Here is a 15,255-nt window from a genome sequence, read left to right on the forward strand (position 1 = left end):
GATCTTGGAGCGCTCGGGAAACGGGCGGACAAGAGGAACACGGAGGGCGCATGAGAAACATCGTGAACGAAGACGGCGAGATCATCGCCAAGGCAACGAAAGACGGTACACTGGTCGGCGGCTACCACCGCATCATAATGGCGGGCAGCCTCTGTCAAAAACTGTTCTGGCAAGATACCGGCGAACCTGTGAAGCTTGACGCCTTAATGCATCCAAGTTCTCATCGACGTATAGCTTGATGCGCTCGCCGCGTTAGCGAACGGCTTACTTCTTTTCGTCCTTCGGGGCCGGCGCGTTGTCCTTGTCCCTTTTGATATTGCCCTTGGTGGCGCTCATGCCGGTGGTGTCCATCGAACCATCTGGCTTGGCGCCGCTCGTCGTTCCGGGCTTCTCCATGCCGGTCTGCGGAGCGGGGCCGGTGTTCTGGGCAAAGGCCGAGCCACACAACAGCGTAAGAGCGGTGACGGTGATAAGCTTCTTCATAGCTCTCTCCTTTGGAGACGTGCAAATAATTCGGCGCGCAAGGTGTGGTTCCTGGATTGGCGGCGGCGGCGTGTCCCTTTTGGGTCTCGCTATGGCCGGGCTTGTCCCGGGCATCCACGTCTTGGCGGCAAGGAAAGTGTCCTTCGGACGGCTATGCCCGGCCATGACGAGGTCTGCTGTTGGCCGTGCGACACGGTTGCCCGGCCGCGTCTTGGCTGGTACCAACGCCGCTCATGGCTGAAAAACCCAAAAAACCCCAAAAACTGAAGGCCCGCCTGCCGCGCGGGCTGGAAGATCGCGGCCCGGCGGCGATTGCCGCCACGCGCCAGATGGTCGAGAAAATCCGCGACGTCTACGAGCGCTACGGCTTCGAGCCGGTGGAAACCCCGGCGATGGAGTTCACCGACGCGCTCGGAAAATTCCTGCCCGACCAGGACCGGCCGAACGAGGGCGTGTTCTCGTTCCAGGACGACGACGAGCAGTGGATCTCGCTGCGCTACGACCTGACGGCGCCGCTGGCGCGCTATGTCGCGGAAAATTTCGATCACCTGCCGAAGCCGTATCGCAGCTACCGCGCCGGCTATGTCTACCGCAACGAGAAGCCAGGTCCCGGCCGCTTCCGCCAGTTCATGCAGTTCGACGCCGACACGGTGGGCTCGGCCTCGCCCGCGGCGGACGCCGAGATGTGCATGATGGCGGCCGATACGATGGAAGCGCTCGGTATTCCCCGCGGCAGCTATCTGGTGAAGGTGAATAACCGCAAGGTGCTGGATGGGGTGCGCGATGCGCTCGGCATCGCGGATGATGGGCAATGGCTGACGGTGATGCGTGCAATCGACAAACTCGATCGTCTCGGGATTTTCGGCGTCCAGCAATTGCTGGGTGACGGCCGCAAGGACGAGTCGGGCGATTTTACAAAGGGTGCGGGCCTGAAGCCCGATGACATCGCATTGATCGTCGGCGCGATCGAACAGGGCGCACAGATCGACGCGCGGCTGCGCGACAGCAAGATTGGGCAGGAAGGCCGCGACGAACTCGACGCGATCGGAAAGCTTGTTACGGCATCGGGCTACGGGCCGGATCAAATTGTGATCGATCCATCTGTCGTGCGCGGTCTCGAATATTATACCGGTCCCGTTTACGAGGTCGAACTCACGCTCGAAACCAAGGACGAAAAAGGCCGTCCCGTGCGCTTCGGCTCGGTCGGCGGCGGCGGGCGTTACGACGGCCTCGTCTCGCGCTTTCGTGGCGAGCCGGTGCCGGCGACGGGATTTTCGATCGGCGTGTCGCGGCTGCAGGCCGCGCTGACGATGCTTGGAAAGGTCGACACCAAGCCGGCATTTGGCCCCGTAGTAGTCACGGTGTTCGGAGGAGAAATCGCTGACTATCAAAAGATGGTCGCTGCTCTTCGCAATGCGAATATCCGCGCCGAGCTGTATCTTGGAAATCCAAAACACAGCATTGGCCAGCAAATGAAATATGCCGACAGGCGAAACGCGCCATGCGCGATCGTTCAGGGGTCGGACGAAAGGGCGAATGGCAAGATCCAGATCAAGGATCTGATCCTTGGTGCGGGGCTTACCGAGATCAAGGATCGCGAAGAATATTTGAAGAAACAGGCCGAGGCTCAATACGAGGTCGACCAAGACAAGCTCGTCGATGCCGTGCGCGAGGTGCTGGCTCGCCATGATGTGAGGTGGGGATAGCTATTCGCCCAAGCCGTCATGCCCGGGCTTGTCCCGGGCATCCACGTCTTGTTTGATAGCCGAGTTCGTGGATGGCCGGGACAAGCCCGGCCATGACGACAAGAAACGATAACGAGGAGACAACAATGCCTGAGATTACCGTGAGCATGGCCGCCGGCCGTACCGACGAACAGAAGGCCGGCATGATGCGCGACATCACCCAGGCGCTGGTCAAGAACCTCGGCGTCGATGCCGATGCGGTGGTGATCCAGATCAACGAAGCGCCGCTGGCCCACAAGATGAAGGGCGGCAAGACGTTTGTGGAGCGCGCGGCGGCGGCGAAGAAGTAGCTATCCCGTCGTCCCTGCGAACGCAGGGACCCATAACCACCGGCGTTAGTTGTTGGACAAAGCTGGAGCTCCAGCGTGCTGCAACAATGGCGATTTGTGGTTATGGGTCCCGGCTCAAGGCCGGGACGACAGCGGTTTTGCGGAAACATCCATGGACGCACGCGACTTCATCAAAATCGGCATGAGTGCGGAGCGGACGCTGGTCGTGCCAGCCGAGCGCACGGTCGGGCATTTCGTGCCCGGCATGCCGATGGTCTATGCGACGCCGATGATGATCCTGGAAATGGAGATGGCATCCAGCGACGCCATCAGGGACCATCTTCAGCCCGGCTGGATCACGGTCGGCACCGAAGTCGATATCCGCCATCTCGGCGCGTCGCTGGTCGGCGCGACCGTGCGTGTCACGGGAAAAGTCATAGCGGTGGAGCGCCGCGTGATCCGCTTCGAGGTCGAAGCCTTCGAGGGCCAGCGCAAGATCGGCGACGGCCGCCACGCCCGCGGCCTTGTCAATGTCGAGATGTTTAGCAAGCGGCTGGCGGGGAAGTAGCGGCTTGCCCGGAGCCGTAGGGTGGGCAAAGGCGCGCTTGCGCCGGGCCCACCATGCAGCACTGTGCTCGCAATGGTGGCACGCGGAGCCTGTCATCGGGCGCGCGTTCGCGCGGCCCGGTGGCTTTGCCCACCCTACGGCTCTTCAACGAAACTTACTTCGCCAGTTCCTTCGATCGCTTCGTTGCTGCGGCGATCGCGCGGATCATCAGCGGCTGCATTCCGTCCTGGCCCATCAGCACTTCCAGCGCGGCCGCCGTGGTGCCGCCCGGCGAGGTGACGTTCTGGCGCAGCGTCGCGGACGGAAGGTCCGAGCGATGCAGCAGTTCGCCGGAGCCTGCGACGGTTTCGCGCGCGAGTTTTGTGGCAAGTTCCGCCGGCAGGCCGGCCTCGACGCCGGCGCGCGCCAGTTCTTCGGCGAGCAGGAACACATAGGCGGGGCCGGAGCCGGACACCGCGGTCACCGCATCCATCAGGCTTTCGTCGTCGACCCATTCGACCGAGCCGGTGGCGCGCAGCAGCGCGTCGGCGGTGGCGCGCTGCGCGGCGCTGACATTCTTCGCCGCGACCGCAACCGTGATGCCGCGGCCGATCGCGGCCGGCGTGTTCGGCATGGCGCGAACCACCATGCCGCCGCAGACCGCTTCCAGCACAGCTATGGGCGTGCCCGCCATGATCGAGACGACCAGCGTGCTCGGTCCGACGAACTGCTTCAGCGCCGGACCCGCTTCGCGGAACATCTGCGGCTTCACCGCGACCACCAGCGTATCGGCCGTGCCGGCATCCTTTGGATTGAGACGGACGCCCTTGGCGGCGAGCGCCTTGATGTCGTCGGCCGGGAAGGGCTCGACCACCACCACGCGGTTGGCGTCGAGGCCGCCGGCCAGCCATCCGGTCAGCATCGCGCCGCCCATCTTGCCGGCGCCGGCGAGTGCAATGGTGCCGCGGAGATTTTGAAGTGCGTTGTCGGTACTCATAGGCGTCACCACAAGTGCAGACGTCGTCCCCGCGAACGCGGGGACCCATAACCACAGGCGGTTCTAGTGGATCGAGATATCCGCAACAAGCGCCGTCCTGCACAATTGTCGTCACGGAGTATGGGTCCCTGCGTTCGCAGGGACGACATCGCGTGCGCGGAAGCGCCGCAGCGAACTAACTACGCCTCGCCCTCGGTATCGAACATCGCCGCGCTCATCGCCTCCGGGGCGGTCTTCCCGGCCCAGACCACGAACTGGAACGCCGGGTAATAGCGCTCGCAGGCATGGATGGCGCCGGCCAGCATGGCCTCGCATTGCGCGGTCGAGGCGGTCAGCCCGCCCGGCAGCACCAGCGCCTGCCGGTACATGATCATGCCGGTATGGGTCCAGATGTCGAAATGGCCGACCCATAATTGCTCGTTGACCGCCGCGATCAGCCGCTGCACTTCGGCGCGGCGCGCAGGCGGAATCTTCATGTCGAAGGCGGAGGCCAAATGCAGGGCCTCGATCTCCGCCATCCAGGTGAAGGAGAGCTGATAGTCGGTCCAGTTGCCCTTGGAGACGATGGTGACTTCGTCTTCGCCGGAGCGCTCGAACGCCCAGTTGTTCTCGGCGGCAATGTCCTCGACCGCCGCGAGCGGGTTGTTCCGGGAATCGATAATGCCTTCGAGGAGGGACATGCCGTCTCGACCTTGTTTTTGAATTCTTGTGATACGCACGTGGACCACGGCGCGCGTTGAACTGCGTCGCCGTCGGCTGCAATTCTCCCGATCGCTGATCCTCCCGGGGCTGCCGAGGCTCAAGTGATGTGATTTGCGGAATCCGCGCAACTGACCCCTGAGTCCGTCCACAGGCCAAAGCGGCGTTGTTCACAGCAGATCGCGGCCACAGTTATTAATTTGAGAACAAACCGGAATCGGATTCGAGCGCCGCGGAGTCCGGCGGCCGCAGAAATCGGGCCAGTCTGCCACAATGGTTAATTTTTTCCTAATTTTCCCGGGATGACCTCGCATCCCGGCGCCGGCACGCCAGCATTTGCCAAAGGCGGAGTTGGTTCCTTGCGCGAAAATGTGCGCCGGGCGGGATAGGTCGCGTGCCTCTCAAAAGGCTCTTCGACTTCGAGCCGCTAGCAGATCAACAGGCGGCCTGAGGCATCCGCCAAACCGCTCCGCTCTACAGTTTCTCGCGCGCAACCAGCGGACACGCCTCGACGGCTGTCCCCAGCCACGCGCCTTCGATTTCGACGCAGGAGCGGGAAGCATCGAGGCGCATGCCATATCGCTCCAGCAATGGCTCGCGGATCGGCTTGCCGCGCCTGTGCAATTCCCATGCGCCGCCCGGCAGCGGATTTTTCAAGGCGGTGCGAATGCGGCGGTCGAACTCGCCATCGGGCATGATGGGCAAGGCAATGTCGGCGATCTGATAGAACCGCGACTGCGGCGGCAGAAGCGGGGCGACATAGGCCAGCGGCTTGTCGAGAAGAAGATAGACAGCGGGCTGCTCGAGGGATTTCGAGATACTCGGATTATACGGATTGGACCAGGGGCGGCGGAACCAGTCTCCCGGTTGCGACCACAGTGCAGCCGCCAGGGCTACGGCAAGCATCGCCGCATTCGCCCGCACCGGAGAGGTGCCGATCGCGGCAGATCCGGGCGTGGCGGCGATGCTGCGATGGATCAGCAGGACGATCAGGGGCGCACACAACAGTTCCAGCACGATCGCGTAGCGCTGGATCGAAAACACCGCGAGCCATGTCGCGTAGGAGACGGCGAAGAACAGCAGGAACTGAGTATCGCGGCGCGTGAAGATATCGGTGCGTGTGATGAGGCTTCTGCCGATGCCGAGCACGATCAACACGGTTGCGACCGCAAACCGGGCGTCGCGGAACGGATATTCCGAGCTCCTGTTGTCGCCGACTAGCCAGTAGAAGGGATACGCCAGGGCGTCCAGCATGCCGCGCGGCAGGAATTGCCAGTCCATGATGTTCGTCGGGACCAATTCCGGGGACTGGAACACGGCGTTGAAGAGCGGGAAGATCGGATTGCCCATCTCGCGCCAGAGCATCAGTCCCCACGCGCCACCTGTCGCCAGCGCACCGGCCGCGCCGCCCACTCCGAGGCAGAACGTTGCCATCAGCGGCCTGCTGGCGACGAGCACGGCGGCGGCGGCGCCGAGCGCATAGACGACATTGGTCAACTTCAGCCCGACGGCGGCGCCGATCAGTACCCCGGCGAGAATGTAACGTCCGTGACGTCCTTCCGCCGACAGGATCAGGATGCAGCCTGCAAGGATCGGCAGCGCGGTGAGGATGTCGGAGAAGCTCGTGCCCACTTCCGAAAGCGTCATCGGCCCGACCGCGGCAATCAGGATCGACGCCCCGATCGCGCTCGCTGTCGCCGCTTCCTTCAAGAGCACGCGAACAAGGAAATAGATCAGCAGCAGATTGAGGCCGTGCACCGCGCCGAGGATCATCAGGCCGTAGGGCAGCGGCAGCAGATGGCGCAGATAATAGACCGGGAAATAGACGATCGGATTGAAATAAGTCTGGAAGCCGGCGGGCAAGGCATCGATGCCGTAGCGGCCGGTGACGAGGGCCCAGACATTATACTCGTGGTAGTTCTGCCAGTCCCAGTTGACGTCCTCGCCGGCAAACCAGGTGTAGATCGCGCCGGCCAGGAGCGAGCCGAGCGCGATGGCCGTCGGCACCAGGACGCTGGTTCGAACAATCGGTGTTTGCCAGGCCCGGCGCGCGGGCCTTCCTGCATCCGTGCCGGCAACATCAGCGGCGTGTGTCACGCTTGTTCCCTGTGCATCGCCCGGGCGGTCCGGAGTTGGGCACGATAGACACCTCTAGGACGCCGGCTTTAAGGATTCATGAATGTTTCGCCATGCATCGACACGCCCCAGACCGTCCGCAAATCGCGCGTTAACGCTCACTCGCTAGCGTCGCACAGCTTCCCAGCAGGATGGGCCCATGACCTCGGAATTCTCAGCCGCCCCCCTCCGCTCGCCGTCAGGGTCGGCGGCGCAGGAAGGGCTGGCGCCGATGCCGTTGCTTCTGATCGGCGTCGTCTTCGCCATCGCCATCGGGCTCAGGCAGGTCGTTCCCCTGAACACCGATGTGAGCTGGCTGATCGTCGTCTGCGAACGCATGCTGGATGGGCAACGGCTCTATCGCGATATCATCGAGATCAATCCGCCGATGGCGGCCTTTGCCTATTTGCCGGGTGTCGCGCTGGCGCGCGTTCTCGGCGTCGATCCGCGGCATGTGATCGATGCCCAGCTTCTGCTGCTGGCCGCAGCCTCCCTGTTCGCGGTGTCGCGCATCCTGCGTCTGTCGCCGGCGACGGCCCCGTTGAAATCGGGAGCGCTTGCCGTCTGGGCTGCGGCCGTCGTGACGATCCTGCCGATGCACGTCTTCGCTCAGCGCGAACATATCGCCATGCTCACCTTTCTTCCCGCGCTCGCCGTCTACGCGCTGCGCAGCGACCGCGAACCATTGCCGCCATGGGCAATCCTGATTGCAGGCGCAGGCGCTGGCATCACGCTGGCCTTCAAGCCGTTCTTCACGGTGCCGGCGGCCTTGTGCATCCTGTTCGCCGCGATCCGTTCGCGCTCATGGCGCGTGCTGTTTGCGCCGGAGAACATCATCGCGGCGGCGTTGGTGATAACGGTCAGTGTCAGCACGTACATCTTCTATCCCGAGTATTTCACGGTCACCTACCCGTTGGTCCGCGACACCTATCTGTCGTGGTCGATGCCGGCCTCGGTTATCTTCCTCAACGACGCCACGCTGGCTTTCGCGATCGCGATGGTGTCGGTGCTGCTGGCGCGGCAGAAGCGCACGCCTGACTCTCTGTTGCTGGTGACCGCTCTCGCATCGATCGGATTTGCCGTCTCGTTCTTCCTGCAGCGGCGCGGCTGGGCCTATCACTCCTATCCGATGGTCGCGGTAGCCTTGCTTGCGATGGGCTATGCGCTGACGGGGGCGGCGAACACCGCACCGCGCTCGCGCCGTCTTGAAATTGCTTCGGCGTTCATGCTGGCCGTGACCTTTGTTGTCGGCATGCTCTGGTTCAACGTCACCGTCTATGTCGGCCCGGTCAGGCAAGCGGTCGAAGGTCTCATGCCGCATGCGCGGATACTGGTACTAAGCGGCGAGGCCGCCATTGGTCACCCGCTGGTGCGGGATATCAACGGCGTCTGGGTTTCCCGCCAGGAGAATCTCTGGATCCGCGAGTTCGTGCGGCTGACGCGCGAAAGGACCTTTGTCGATGCGGCCACCGACGCCAAGCTGAACGATTATCTGGCGCTGGAGCGCAAATGGCTGATCGAGGATTTCAAAAGGCTGCCGCCTGACCTCGTCCTGGTCGACAATCTGCGCAATGATTGGGGCGCCTGGGCGCGCGCCGACGCTGAAGTGTCGCAGCTCCTCAAGCCCTACACGCTCGTGCGTTCGGTCGACGGGATCGACATCCTGCGCCGGAACGAATAGCCGGCTTGGCGGCAGCTATTTCTGCGAGACGCCGATGATGAACGTGTAAGGCACGCGCGAATAGTCGTCGCGAATGGCGAGGTTCACTTTTCCGAACGCGCGCCGAAGCACCTGATCGTAGCCATCCCGGTCGCGGACGAATTCGCCACGGTCGTTGTCGAGCAGCCATTTGGCGATGCGCGACTGGCCCTCGCGGTAGCAGCCGTCGAGCGTGAACAGCACGCCGTCACTCCTGAGGACATCGCGGATGTCGGCGAGCGTGGCCTGCAGGCCGTCATCGGCGATATGATGCAGCACGCCGTTCATCATGACGACGTCGGCGCTGGCGAATTCGCGGGCGGCCGCCGCATCGAAATGACGGCAGTGAAACGTGCCGAGATGGCCGAACGCGCGCCGCGCATAGGCGATATAGGCCTCGTCGATGTCGAAGCCGGTATATTCGATATCATCAGGCAGATGGCGCAGGATATGGCCGGGCCCGCATCCGATATCGATCACCCGCATTCCCGGCCGCAGCGTCAGGTAGTCGGCGATCGCCTTGACGCGGGCGCCGAAGAATCCGCCGGCGTTCTGGTAGGCTTGGTAGAGCGCGGGATGGCTCAGGAGCGCTTTCATCAGGAGGCCTCGTCGTAGGCGTGGATGCTTGCCTTCGGTCCCGATTGGGCCAGCAGGGTTGTGAACGCCGTCTTTTCCATTTCGCCCTCACCGTCGGCCGCGCGGTGCGGCAGCCGTCCGCGCCGGTGGATGTGCGAGATCACGAACAGCGGGCGGTTCTTCGACTGGATATAGATCCGGCCGACATACTCTCCGATCAGCCCGAGAACGAGGAGCTGGACCGAGGAGATCATCACGACCAAAAGCGTCAGACTGGTCCATCCGGGCACGGTGCCGGAAAGGATCCAGCTGATGACGGCGCCGATGCCGACAAAGGTGAGGACGGTAGTCAGGAGCGCGCCGACATAGGTCGCGATCCGCAGCGGCACCATCGAGAAGCTGATCAGCGCGTCCGCCGCAAAGCCGATCATCTTCGCCAGCGGATATTTGGTGGTGCCGGCATAACGCGGATTGCGGTCGTATTCATAGGCGACCTGCTTGTAGCCAAGCCATGCCACCATCCCGCGAATGAAGCGGTCATGCTCCGGCATCTGCACGAGCTGGTCGGAAATGCGCCGGCTCATCAGCCGGAAATCGCCGGTATCCACCGGGATATGGACCCGCGTGATCCGGGCGAGCAGGCGATAGAAAGCCTCGGCCGATTTCTTCTTGAAGCGGGTTTCGCCGGCGCGGCTGCGTCGCAGACCGTAGACGACGTCGGCGCTTTCGCGCGCCATCATCTCGTACATCGGCGTCAGCAGTTCCGGCGGGTCCTGCAGGTCGGCATCGATGACAAGCACGAGGTCGCCGCGCACGGTGGAAAGTCCCGCCGTTAGCGCCAGTTGATGCCCGTGGTTGCGGGCGAGCCGGACGGCTACGACGTTGCGGTCTTCCGCCGAGAGTTCGTTGATCAGCTTCCAGGTGTTGTCAGTCGAGCCGTCATCGACCAGGATCAGCTCGAACCGCTGGCCGCACAGCGCGCGCGCGGCGGCCGTCATCTGATGGTGGAATTCGCGCAAGCCCTCCTCTTCGTTGTAACAGGGTACAACGATGGACAGAAACATCTTGCCGGGGCGCGGCGTCCCGTCCTGAATTTCCATGGGTTTGGCAGCCTGTCCGGCAATGAAATTGGTTCGACTCGCTGCCTGCGATAATCGATGAAGCCCGGTTAATTGTTCATCAATTTTTAGACCGGCCGGGATACGATTCGTCGAGGCCGACCCCGGCTAACTTAATCAAATGTTTAGGTGCTATCTAAACGTTGTGTCACGAAGCAATACTGCCCTCTCGGCGGGCCGGCGTCATTTACGGAACCTGGATCTCTGACATGGACAAGGCCGAGTTCGATCGCTTCGCCGACGCCTATTACGACCAGCATCGCGAGAACGTTGCGGTCACCGGCGAGGGCCCGGAATATTTCGCCGAATACAAGATCAGGCAGCTCCGGCAGATCGTCGAACGCGAGCAAATCGGTGTGTCGCGGATCTGCGACTTCGGCTCGGGCATCGGCAATTCCATTCCGTTCTTCCGAAAATACTTTCCGGATGCAGCGCTGACATCGTCAGACGTGTCGGAACGCAGCCTCACGCTGGGCAAACAGCGCTACCCCGGCGGCAACTACGTTCTCATCGAGGACAGCCGCATCCCCTGCGAATCCGGCGCGTTCGATGTCGCATTCTCGGCCTGCGTGTTCCATCACATCCCCCACGAGGAGCATGTGACGTGGCTGAAGGAGCTGCACCGGATCACGCGACCGGGCGGCCTGATCGCGATCTTCGAGCACAATCCGCTGAACCCGCTCACGGTTCATGCCGTGAATACCTGTCCGTTCGACGAGAACGCCAGGCTGATTTTTGCGCGCAGTCTGGCGAAGCGATTGAGCGCCGCGGGATGGGCGTCGCCCCGCATTCAATACAATCTGTTTTTTCCGCGCGCTCTGGCCCGGCTGCGCCCGTTCGAAGCCAGCCTCGGCTGGCTTCCGCTCGGCGCGCAATACATGGCCTTCGCGCGCAAGGCGTAGCCGGCAAGACGTAGCAGAAAACAGCGGAAGGCCTCACTCCGGCTTGAGGCCACCCGCGCGCACCACCTTGCCCCACTTCTCGGTTTCGTCGGCGATCAGCCTGCCGAAATCGGCCGGTGAGCCCGGCATCGGGTCGCCGCCGATGGCGGCAAGCCTTGCTTTCATGCCGCCGTCGGCAATCGCCGCATTGATTTCCCTGTTGAGCTTTTCGACGATCTCGGCCGGCGTGTTTTTCGGCGCGGCGAAACCGTACCATTGGCTGGCTTCATAACCCGGTACGGAATCGCCCACCGTCGGAATCTCCGGCAGCTCCGCCATGCGCGCGGCTGTCGTCACCGCGAGCGCGCGCAGCTTGCCGGTCTTGATGTGATCGGCAGTTCCCGGCGCGGCGGCGAACAGAATCTGCACCTGGCCGCCGAGCAGATCCGATAGTGCCGGGCCCTGGCCGCGATAGGGGACGTGCACCATGTCGACGCCGGTTATCATCTTGAACAGTTCGCCCGCCATATGCGGCGCGCTGCCGCTGCCGGCCGAGGCCATGTTGACCTTGCCGGGATTGGCTTTGGCGTAAGCGATGAATTCGGGAAGCGTCTGCGCCGGCACCGAGGGGTGGACCAGCACCACCATCGGCACGCGGATCACGCCGGCGACAGGCGCGATGTCGCGGACGAAATTGAAGCTGAGTTTCTCGTAGAGCGAGGCGTTGACCGCGTTCGGGACGGTCGCCAGCAGCAGCGTATATCCGTCGGGCGCGGCGTTCACGACCGCCTCGGTGCCGATATTGCCGCCGGCGCCGGTGCGGTTCTCGACCACGAAAGGCTGCCCGAGATGATCGGCCAGCCACTGGCCGATCAGGCGCGCGGTGATGTCGACGCCGCCGCCGGCGGCGAAGCCCGCGACGATTTTCGTCGGCCGCGTCGGATAATCGAGCGCGGCGGCCAGCCGCGGCAAGGCGGGTGCAGCAATGAGTGCGCCGGCGAGTTTGAGGAAATTCCGTCGTAGAAGAAGTTTCATGTTGAGCGTCCCCCTGTTGGCAGCAAACTATCCCAATTGCCGCGGCCAGCGTAGGGCCGTCCGCCGATCAGGCCGGTGCGCTCTGTTCCGGCGGCATGGGGACATGCCGATTCCCCATGTCAAAGGTGCTTGCTGACGCGTCGGCCTTTCGTCATATTTCGCGACAGGTCGTCCATTCCGGGCGGCCGATGTTCTCAGGGCGGGGTGAAAATCCCCACCGGCGGTAAGGGTGACGTAGCCCAAGCCCGCGAGCGCCTTCTTCTCTCCCGAGAAGAAGGGTCAGCAGATTCGGTGCGATTCCGAAGCCGACGGTTATAGTCCGGATGAAAGAGAACGGTTTGCGGCGGCCTTCGCGCGTTTGCGCGTGGGCTGACGTCGTTCCGTATGCCCTGATTCTGGTCCTGAAAGAGGAAAGCCATGAATCAGATGTTGCAAGAGCCTGAAGTCCAATCCCCACCCCAAACTGTCGAAATGAGCCACGTCCCTGACGTGCCCGAGCGTCCGCCGGCGCCGATGCACCCGCGTTTCGTCAAGCCGCAGCGCATAGCCTTCGTGCAGTCGTCGTGGCACCGCGACGTAGTCGAGGAATGCCGCATCGCGTTCCTCGAGGAGATCGAGGCGCGCCATATCACGCGCGCGCAGGTCGATCTGTTCGAAGTGCCGGGTTCGTTCGAGATACCCTTGCATGCGCAACTGCTGGCCAAGACGCGGCGCTACACCGCGATCGTGGCCGCCGGCCTCGTGGTCGATGGCGGCATCTACCGCCACGAATTCGTCGCCGACACCGTGATCAAGGCGTTGATGGACGTGCAGCTCAAGACCGAGGTGCCGGTATTCTCCGCGGTGCTGACGCCGCAGCAATTCCACGAAAGCGCCGTGCATCACGACTTCTTCCGCAAGCATTTCGTCATCAAGGGCATCGAGGTCGCGGAAGCCTGCGCCAACACGCTGCATAGTTTGGAAAGACTGCGCGGACAGGTGGCGGCAGGGATCGGGGGGTAACCGATCCCGTCATTGCGAGCGAAGCAATCCGGCCATGCAGGATTGCTTCGTACGCACGGAAGAATTTCGCTCGGTCGTACCATGGCTCTCGGCTACGCTGCCGCTGTCGTTCGCAGCACCGGAGCAAGAAGCCATGGCTGGACAAGACCCTTCCGATTGGCTCGGCCTGTCAGGCCGTGTCTGCGTGGTGACCGGCGGCGGTGGCGGGATCGGCCGCGCCACGGCTCTCAGTTTCGCCAAGGCCGGCGCCCGTGTCGCCGTGATCGATCTCGATGAGCGCGGCCTCGAGGTGACGCGCGCCGAGCTCGGCAAGGTCGGCGCAGGCCATGTCATTGCCCGCTGCGATACTTCGAGCGTCGAGAGCGTCACCGCGGTGTCCGCGACGATCGAAAAATCGCTGGCGCCATGCGACGTGCTGGTCAACACCGCGGCCGTGCTACGTCCCGGTGCGCTCGACAGCCTGTCCCTTGCCGAATGGAACGCGGTTCTCTCCGTCAACCTGACCGGCTATTTCGTTTGCGCGCAGGTGTTCGGCCGGCAGATGCGTACGCTGGGCCGCGGCAGCCTGGTTCACGTGGCGTCCATTGCCGGCAGCAATGCGCAGGGGCAGAGCGGCGCCTACAGTGTCAGCAAAGCCGGTGTGATCATGTTGTCGCGGCAGCTTGCCAACGAATGGGGGCCGCATGGCATCCGCAGCAATGTCGTCAGTCCCGGAATGGTGATCACGCCGATGAGCCAGTCGTTTTACGATACGCCTGGAGTGACCGAGCGACGTTCCGCCGTGGTGCCGATGCGGCGGGTCGGCATGCCGCAGGACATGGCGGACGCGATCCTGTTCCTGGCGAGCGATCGCGCGGCCTATGTCAATGGCGACGAGATCATGGTCGATGGCGGCTACGCCAATATGCTGATGAATTTGGTGCCGCGGCCTGGATTTGAGTGAGAAGCTGTAGGTAGGCAAAGCGCAGCGTGCCCACCATCTATCCCGACGCGTCATCGTGAATGGTGGGCACGCTTGCGCTTTGCCCACCCTACGAACTTCGAACCTGCCTCAGTCGAACAGGCTCGACACCGATTCTTCCGACGCAGTGCGGCTGATCGCTTCCGCGATCAGCGGCGCGATCGACAGCGTGCGGATATTGCCGGCCTTGCTGACCGCGTCCGTCGGCAAGATCGAGTCGGTGATGACGAGCTCTTTCAGCTTGGAGCCTGCGATGCGGGCGGCCGCCCCGCCCGACAGCACACCGTGGCTAATATAGGCGTAGACATCCTTGGCGCCATTGGCGAGCAGTGCGTCGGCGGCGTTCACCAGCGTGCCGCCGGAATCGACGATGTCGTCGACCAGGATGCAGGTGTAACCGGCGCAGTCGCCGATCACGTTCATCACTTCGGACTCACCGGCGCGCTCGCGGCGCTTGTCGATGATGGCAAGCGGGGTGTTGAGGCGCTTGGCGAGGCCGCGCGCGCGGACCACGCCGCCGACGTCGGGCGATACCACCATGACATTGGCGAGGTCGAAGCGCTCCTTGATGTCGCGCACCATCACCGGCGAGGCGTAGAGATTGTCGGTCGGGATGTCGAAGAAGCCCTGGATCTGAGCGGCGTGAAGATCGAGCGTCATGACGCGGTCGACGCCGGCGTGGGTGATCAGGTTCGCCACCAGCTTGGCGGAAATCGGCGCGCGCGAGCCGACCTTGCGGTCCTGCCGGGCGTAGCCGAAGTAGGGGATCACAGCGGTGATGCGGCGGGCGGACGAACGGCGCAGCGCATCGGTGATGATCAGCAGTTCCATCAGATGGTCGTTGGCCGGAAACGACGTCGACTGGATGATGAAGGCATCCGAGCCGCGCACGTTCTCGAGGATTTCGACGAAAATCTCGTTGTCGGCAAAGCGGCGGACGCTGGCCTTGGCCAGCGGCAGGTTCAGCCAATTGGCGATTTCCAGGGCCAGCGCCGGATTGGAATTGCCGGCGACCAGCTTGATCGAGCCGTTCTTGGCCGCCATCGACGCTTCTCCTCGCGCCTTGCTGGATACGACGTTCAGCATATCGAGAAATCCTCGGAACCGGCGCTTTTGATGGGCGAGGAG

The 15,255-nt window shown here is 63.2% G+C and carries 16 protein-coding genes and 1 riboswitch; of the genes, 8 read left to right on the plus strand and 8 right to left on the minus strand.

Annotated elements, in window-relative coordinates; genetic code table 11:
* Positions 1-50 precede the first annotated feature (50 nt).
* Positions 51-239 (plus strand): hypothetical protein, encoded by a 189-nt coding sequence (locus tag V1293_RS30385; RefSeq protein ID WP_334514726.1) that lies wholly within the window; start codon positions 51-53, stop codon positions 237-239.
* Between the two features lie 25 nt (positions 240-264).
* Here the strand turns inward: V1293_RS30385 and V1293_RS30390 are convergent, their stop codons facing one another.
* Positions 265-483, minus strand: a complete 219-nt coding sequence (locus V1293_RS30390) for a hypothetical protein (RefSeq protein ID WP_334514729.1) — start codon at positions 481-483, stop codon at positions 265-267.
* Between the two features lie 233 nt (positions 484-716).
* On the opposite strand from V1293_RS30390, the gene hisS reads away from it, so the two are divergent.
* From hisS to V1293_RS30405, 3 genes are all read left to right on the plus strand, one after another.
* Positions 717-2,189, plus strand: coding sequence for a histidine--tRNA ligase (gene hisS, locus V1293_RS30395; RefSeq protein ID WP_334514731.1), 1,473 nt, complete (start codon positions 717-719; stop codon positions 2,187-2,189).
* A gap of 125 nt (positions 2,190-2,314) precedes the next feature.
* Positions 2,315-2,518, plus strand: coding sequence for a tautomerase family protein (locus V1293_RS30400; protein WP_025590867.1), 204 nt, complete (start codon positions 2,315-2,317; stop codon positions 2,516-2,518).
* A gap of 151 nt (positions 2,519-2,669) precedes the next feature.
* Entirely contained in the window at positions 2,670-3,065 is a 396-nt protein-coding gene (locus V1293_RS30405; RefSeq protein ID WP_334514732.1) for a thioesterase family protein, read from the plus strand.
* A gap of 154 nt (positions 3,066-3,219) precedes the next feature.
* Here V1293_RS30405 and proC read toward each other — a convergent pair whose 3' ends face one another.
* The 3 genes from proC to V1293_RS30420 all read right to left on the minus strand — a co-directional run bounded on the left by proC (position 3,220) and on the right by V1293_RS30420 (position 6,837).
* The gene (gene proC / locus V1293_RS30410) at positions 3,220-4,041 is read right to left on the minus strand and encodes a pyrroline-5-carboxylate reductase (protein WP_334514734.1); all 822 of its coding nucleotides are present in this window, start codon (positions 4,039-4,041) and stop codon (positions 3,220-3,222) included.
* Between the two features lie 179 nt (positions 4,042-4,220).
* Positions 4,221-4,721, minus strand: coding sequence for a YbjN domain-containing protein (locus V1293_RS30415; RefSeq protein WP_334514736.1), 501 nt, complete (start codon positions 4,719-4,721; stop codon positions 4,221-4,223).
* A gap of 493 nt (positions 4,722-5,214) precedes the next feature.
* On the minus strand, positions 5,215-6,837 hold the full coding sequence (locus V1293_RS30420) for a glycosyltransferase family 87 protein (protein ID WP_334514737.1): 1,623 nt from the start codon (positions 6,835-6,837) through the stop codon (positions 5,215-5,217).
* Between the two features lie 178 nt (positions 6,838-7,015).
* Between V1293_RS30420 and V1293_RS30425 the strand changes: the two genes are divergently transcribed.
* Entirely contained in the window at positions 7,016-8,536 is a 1,521-nt protein-coding gene (locus V1293_RS30425) for a hypothetical protein (protein ID WP_334514738.1), read from the plus strand.
* 15 nt (positions 8,537-8,551) lie between these two features.
* On the opposite strand, the gene V1293_RS30430 is transcribed toward V1293_RS30425, so the two are convergent.
* Entirely contained in the window at positions 8,552-9,151 is a 600-nt protein-coding gene (locus tag V1293_RS30430) for a class I SAM-dependent methyltransferase (RefSeq protein ID WP_334514740.1), read from the minus strand.
* Entirely contained in the window at positions 9,151-10,194 is a 1,044-nt protein-coding gene (locus V1293_RS30435) for a glycosyltransferase family 2 protein (protein ID WP_442894384.1), read from the minus strand. The genes V1293_RS30430 and V1293_RS30435 overlap by 1 nt, the downstream gene beginning before the upstream one ends.
* A 263-nt stretch (positions 10,195-10,457) precedes the next feature.
* On the opposite strand from V1293_RS30435, the gene V1293_RS30440 reads away from it, so the two are divergent.
* Positions 10,458-11,150, plus strand: coding sequence for a class I SAM-dependent methyltransferase (locus V1293_RS30440; RefSeq protein WP_334514744.1), 693 nt, complete (start codon positions 10,458-10,460; stop codon positions 11,148-11,150).
* A gap of 33 nt (positions 11,151-11,183) precedes the next feature.
* Here the strand turns inward: V1293_RS30440 and V1293_RS30445 are convergent, their stop codons facing one another.
* Positions 11,184-12,164, minus strand: a complete 981-nt coding sequence (locus tag V1293_RS30445; protein WP_334514746.1) for a Bug family tripartite tricarboxylate transporter substrate binding protein — start codon at positions 12,162-12,164, stop codon at positions 11,184-11,186.
* A gap of 186 nt (positions 12,165-12,350) precedes the next feature.
* A riboswitch (FMN riboswitch) is annotated at positions 12,351-12,503 on the plus strand.
* A 78-nt stretch (positions 12,504-12,581) separates the two neighbouring features.
* Here V1293_RS30445 and V1293_RS30450 point away from each other — a divergent pair.
* Positions 12,582-13,166: a 6,7-dimethyl-8-ribityllumazine synthase gene (locus V1293_RS30450; RefSeq protein WP_334514749.1), complete on the plus strand. Its 585-nt coding sequence runs from the start codon at positions 12,582-12,584 to the stop codon at positions 13,164-13,166.
* A gap of 133 nt (positions 13,167-13,299) precedes the next feature.
* On the plus strand, positions 13,300-14,109 hold the full coding sequence (locus V1293_RS30455; RefSeq protein WP_334514751.1) for an SDR family NAD(P)-dependent oxidoreductase: 810 nt from the start codon (positions 13,300-13,302) through the stop codon (positions 14,107-14,109).
* A gap of 108 nt (positions 14,110-14,217) precedes the next feature.
* Here the strand turns inward: V1293_RS30455 and V1293_RS30460 are convergent, their stop codons facing one another.
* Complete coding sequence (locus tag V1293_RS30460) at positions 14,218-15,171, minus strand: ribose-phosphate pyrophosphokinase (RefSeq protein WP_334516983.1); 954 nt, start codon at positions 15,169-15,171, stop codon at positions 14,218-14,220.
* Between the last annotated feature and the right edge of the window lie 84 nt (positions 15,172-15,255).

The sequence above is a fragment of the Bradyrhizobium sp. AZCC 1693 genome (assembly GCF_036924745.1).
In the GTDB taxonomy this organism is placed as follows: domain Bacteria; phylum Pseudomonadota; class Alphaproteobacteria; order Rhizobiales; family Xanthobacteraceae; genus Bradyrhizobium.

Bases quoted from the DNA above. Each gene is read 5' to 3' on its own strand.
- V1293_RS30425 (WP_334514738.1), top strand. From the start codon at position 7,016: ATGACCTCGGAATTCTCAGCCGCCCCCCTCCGCTCGCCGTCAGGGTCG.
- V1293_RS30440 (WP_334514744.1), top strand. From the start codon at position 10,458: ATGGACAAGGCCGAGTTCGATCGCTTCGCCGACGCCTATTACGACCAG.
- V1293_RS30390 (WP_334514729.1), bottom strand. From the start codon at position 483: ATGAAGAAGCTTATCACCGTCACCGCTCTTACGCTGTTGTGTGGCTCG.
- V1293_RS30430 (WP_334514740.1), bottom strand. From the start codon at position 9,151: ATGAAAGCGCTCCTGAGCCATCCCGCGCTCTACCAAGCCTACCAGAAC.
- V1293_RS30400 (WP_025590867.1), top strand. From the start codon at position 2,315: ATGCCTGAGATTACCGTGAGCATGGCCGCCGGCCGTACCGACGAACAG.
- proC (WP_334514734.1), bottom strand. From the start codon at position 4,041: ATGAGTACCGACAACGCACTTCAAAATCTCCGCGGCACCATTGCACTC.
- hisS (WP_334514731.1), top strand. From the start codon at position 717: ATGGCTGAAAAACCCAAAAAACCCCAAAAACTGAAGGCCCGCCTGCCG.
- V1293_RS30445 (WP_334514746.1), bottom strand. From the start codon at position 12,164: ATGAAACTTCTTCTACGACGGAATTTCCTCAAACTCGCCGGCGCACTC.
- V1293_RS30460 (WP_334516983.1), bottom strand. From the start codon at position 15,171: ATGGCGGCCAAGAACGGCTCGATCAAGCTGGTCGCCGGCAATTCCAAT.
- V1293_RS30455 (WP_334514751.1), top strand. From the start codon at position 13,300: ATGGCTGGACAAGACCCTTCCGATTGGCTCGGCCTGTCAGGCCGTGTC.
- V1293_RS30435 (WP_442894384.1), bottom strand. From the start codon at position 10,194: ATGTTTCTGTCCATCGTTGTACCCTGTTACAACGAAGAGGAGGGCTTG.
- V1293_RS30415 (WP_334514736.1), bottom strand. From the start codon at position 4,721: ATGTCCCTCCTCGAAGGCATTATCGATTCCCGGAACAACCCGCTCGCG.
- V1293_RS30385 (WP_334514726.1), top strand. From the start codon at position 51: ATGAGAAACATCGTGAACGAAGACGGCGAGATCATCGCCAAGGCAACG.
- V1293_RS30405 (WP_334514732.1), top strand. From the start codon at position 2,670: ATGGACGCACGCGACTTCATCAAAATCGGCATGAGTGCGGAGCGGACG.
- V1293_RS30450 (WP_334514749.1), top strand. From the start codon at position 12,582: ATGAATCAGATGTTGCAAGAGCCTGAAGTCCAATCCCCACCCCAAACT.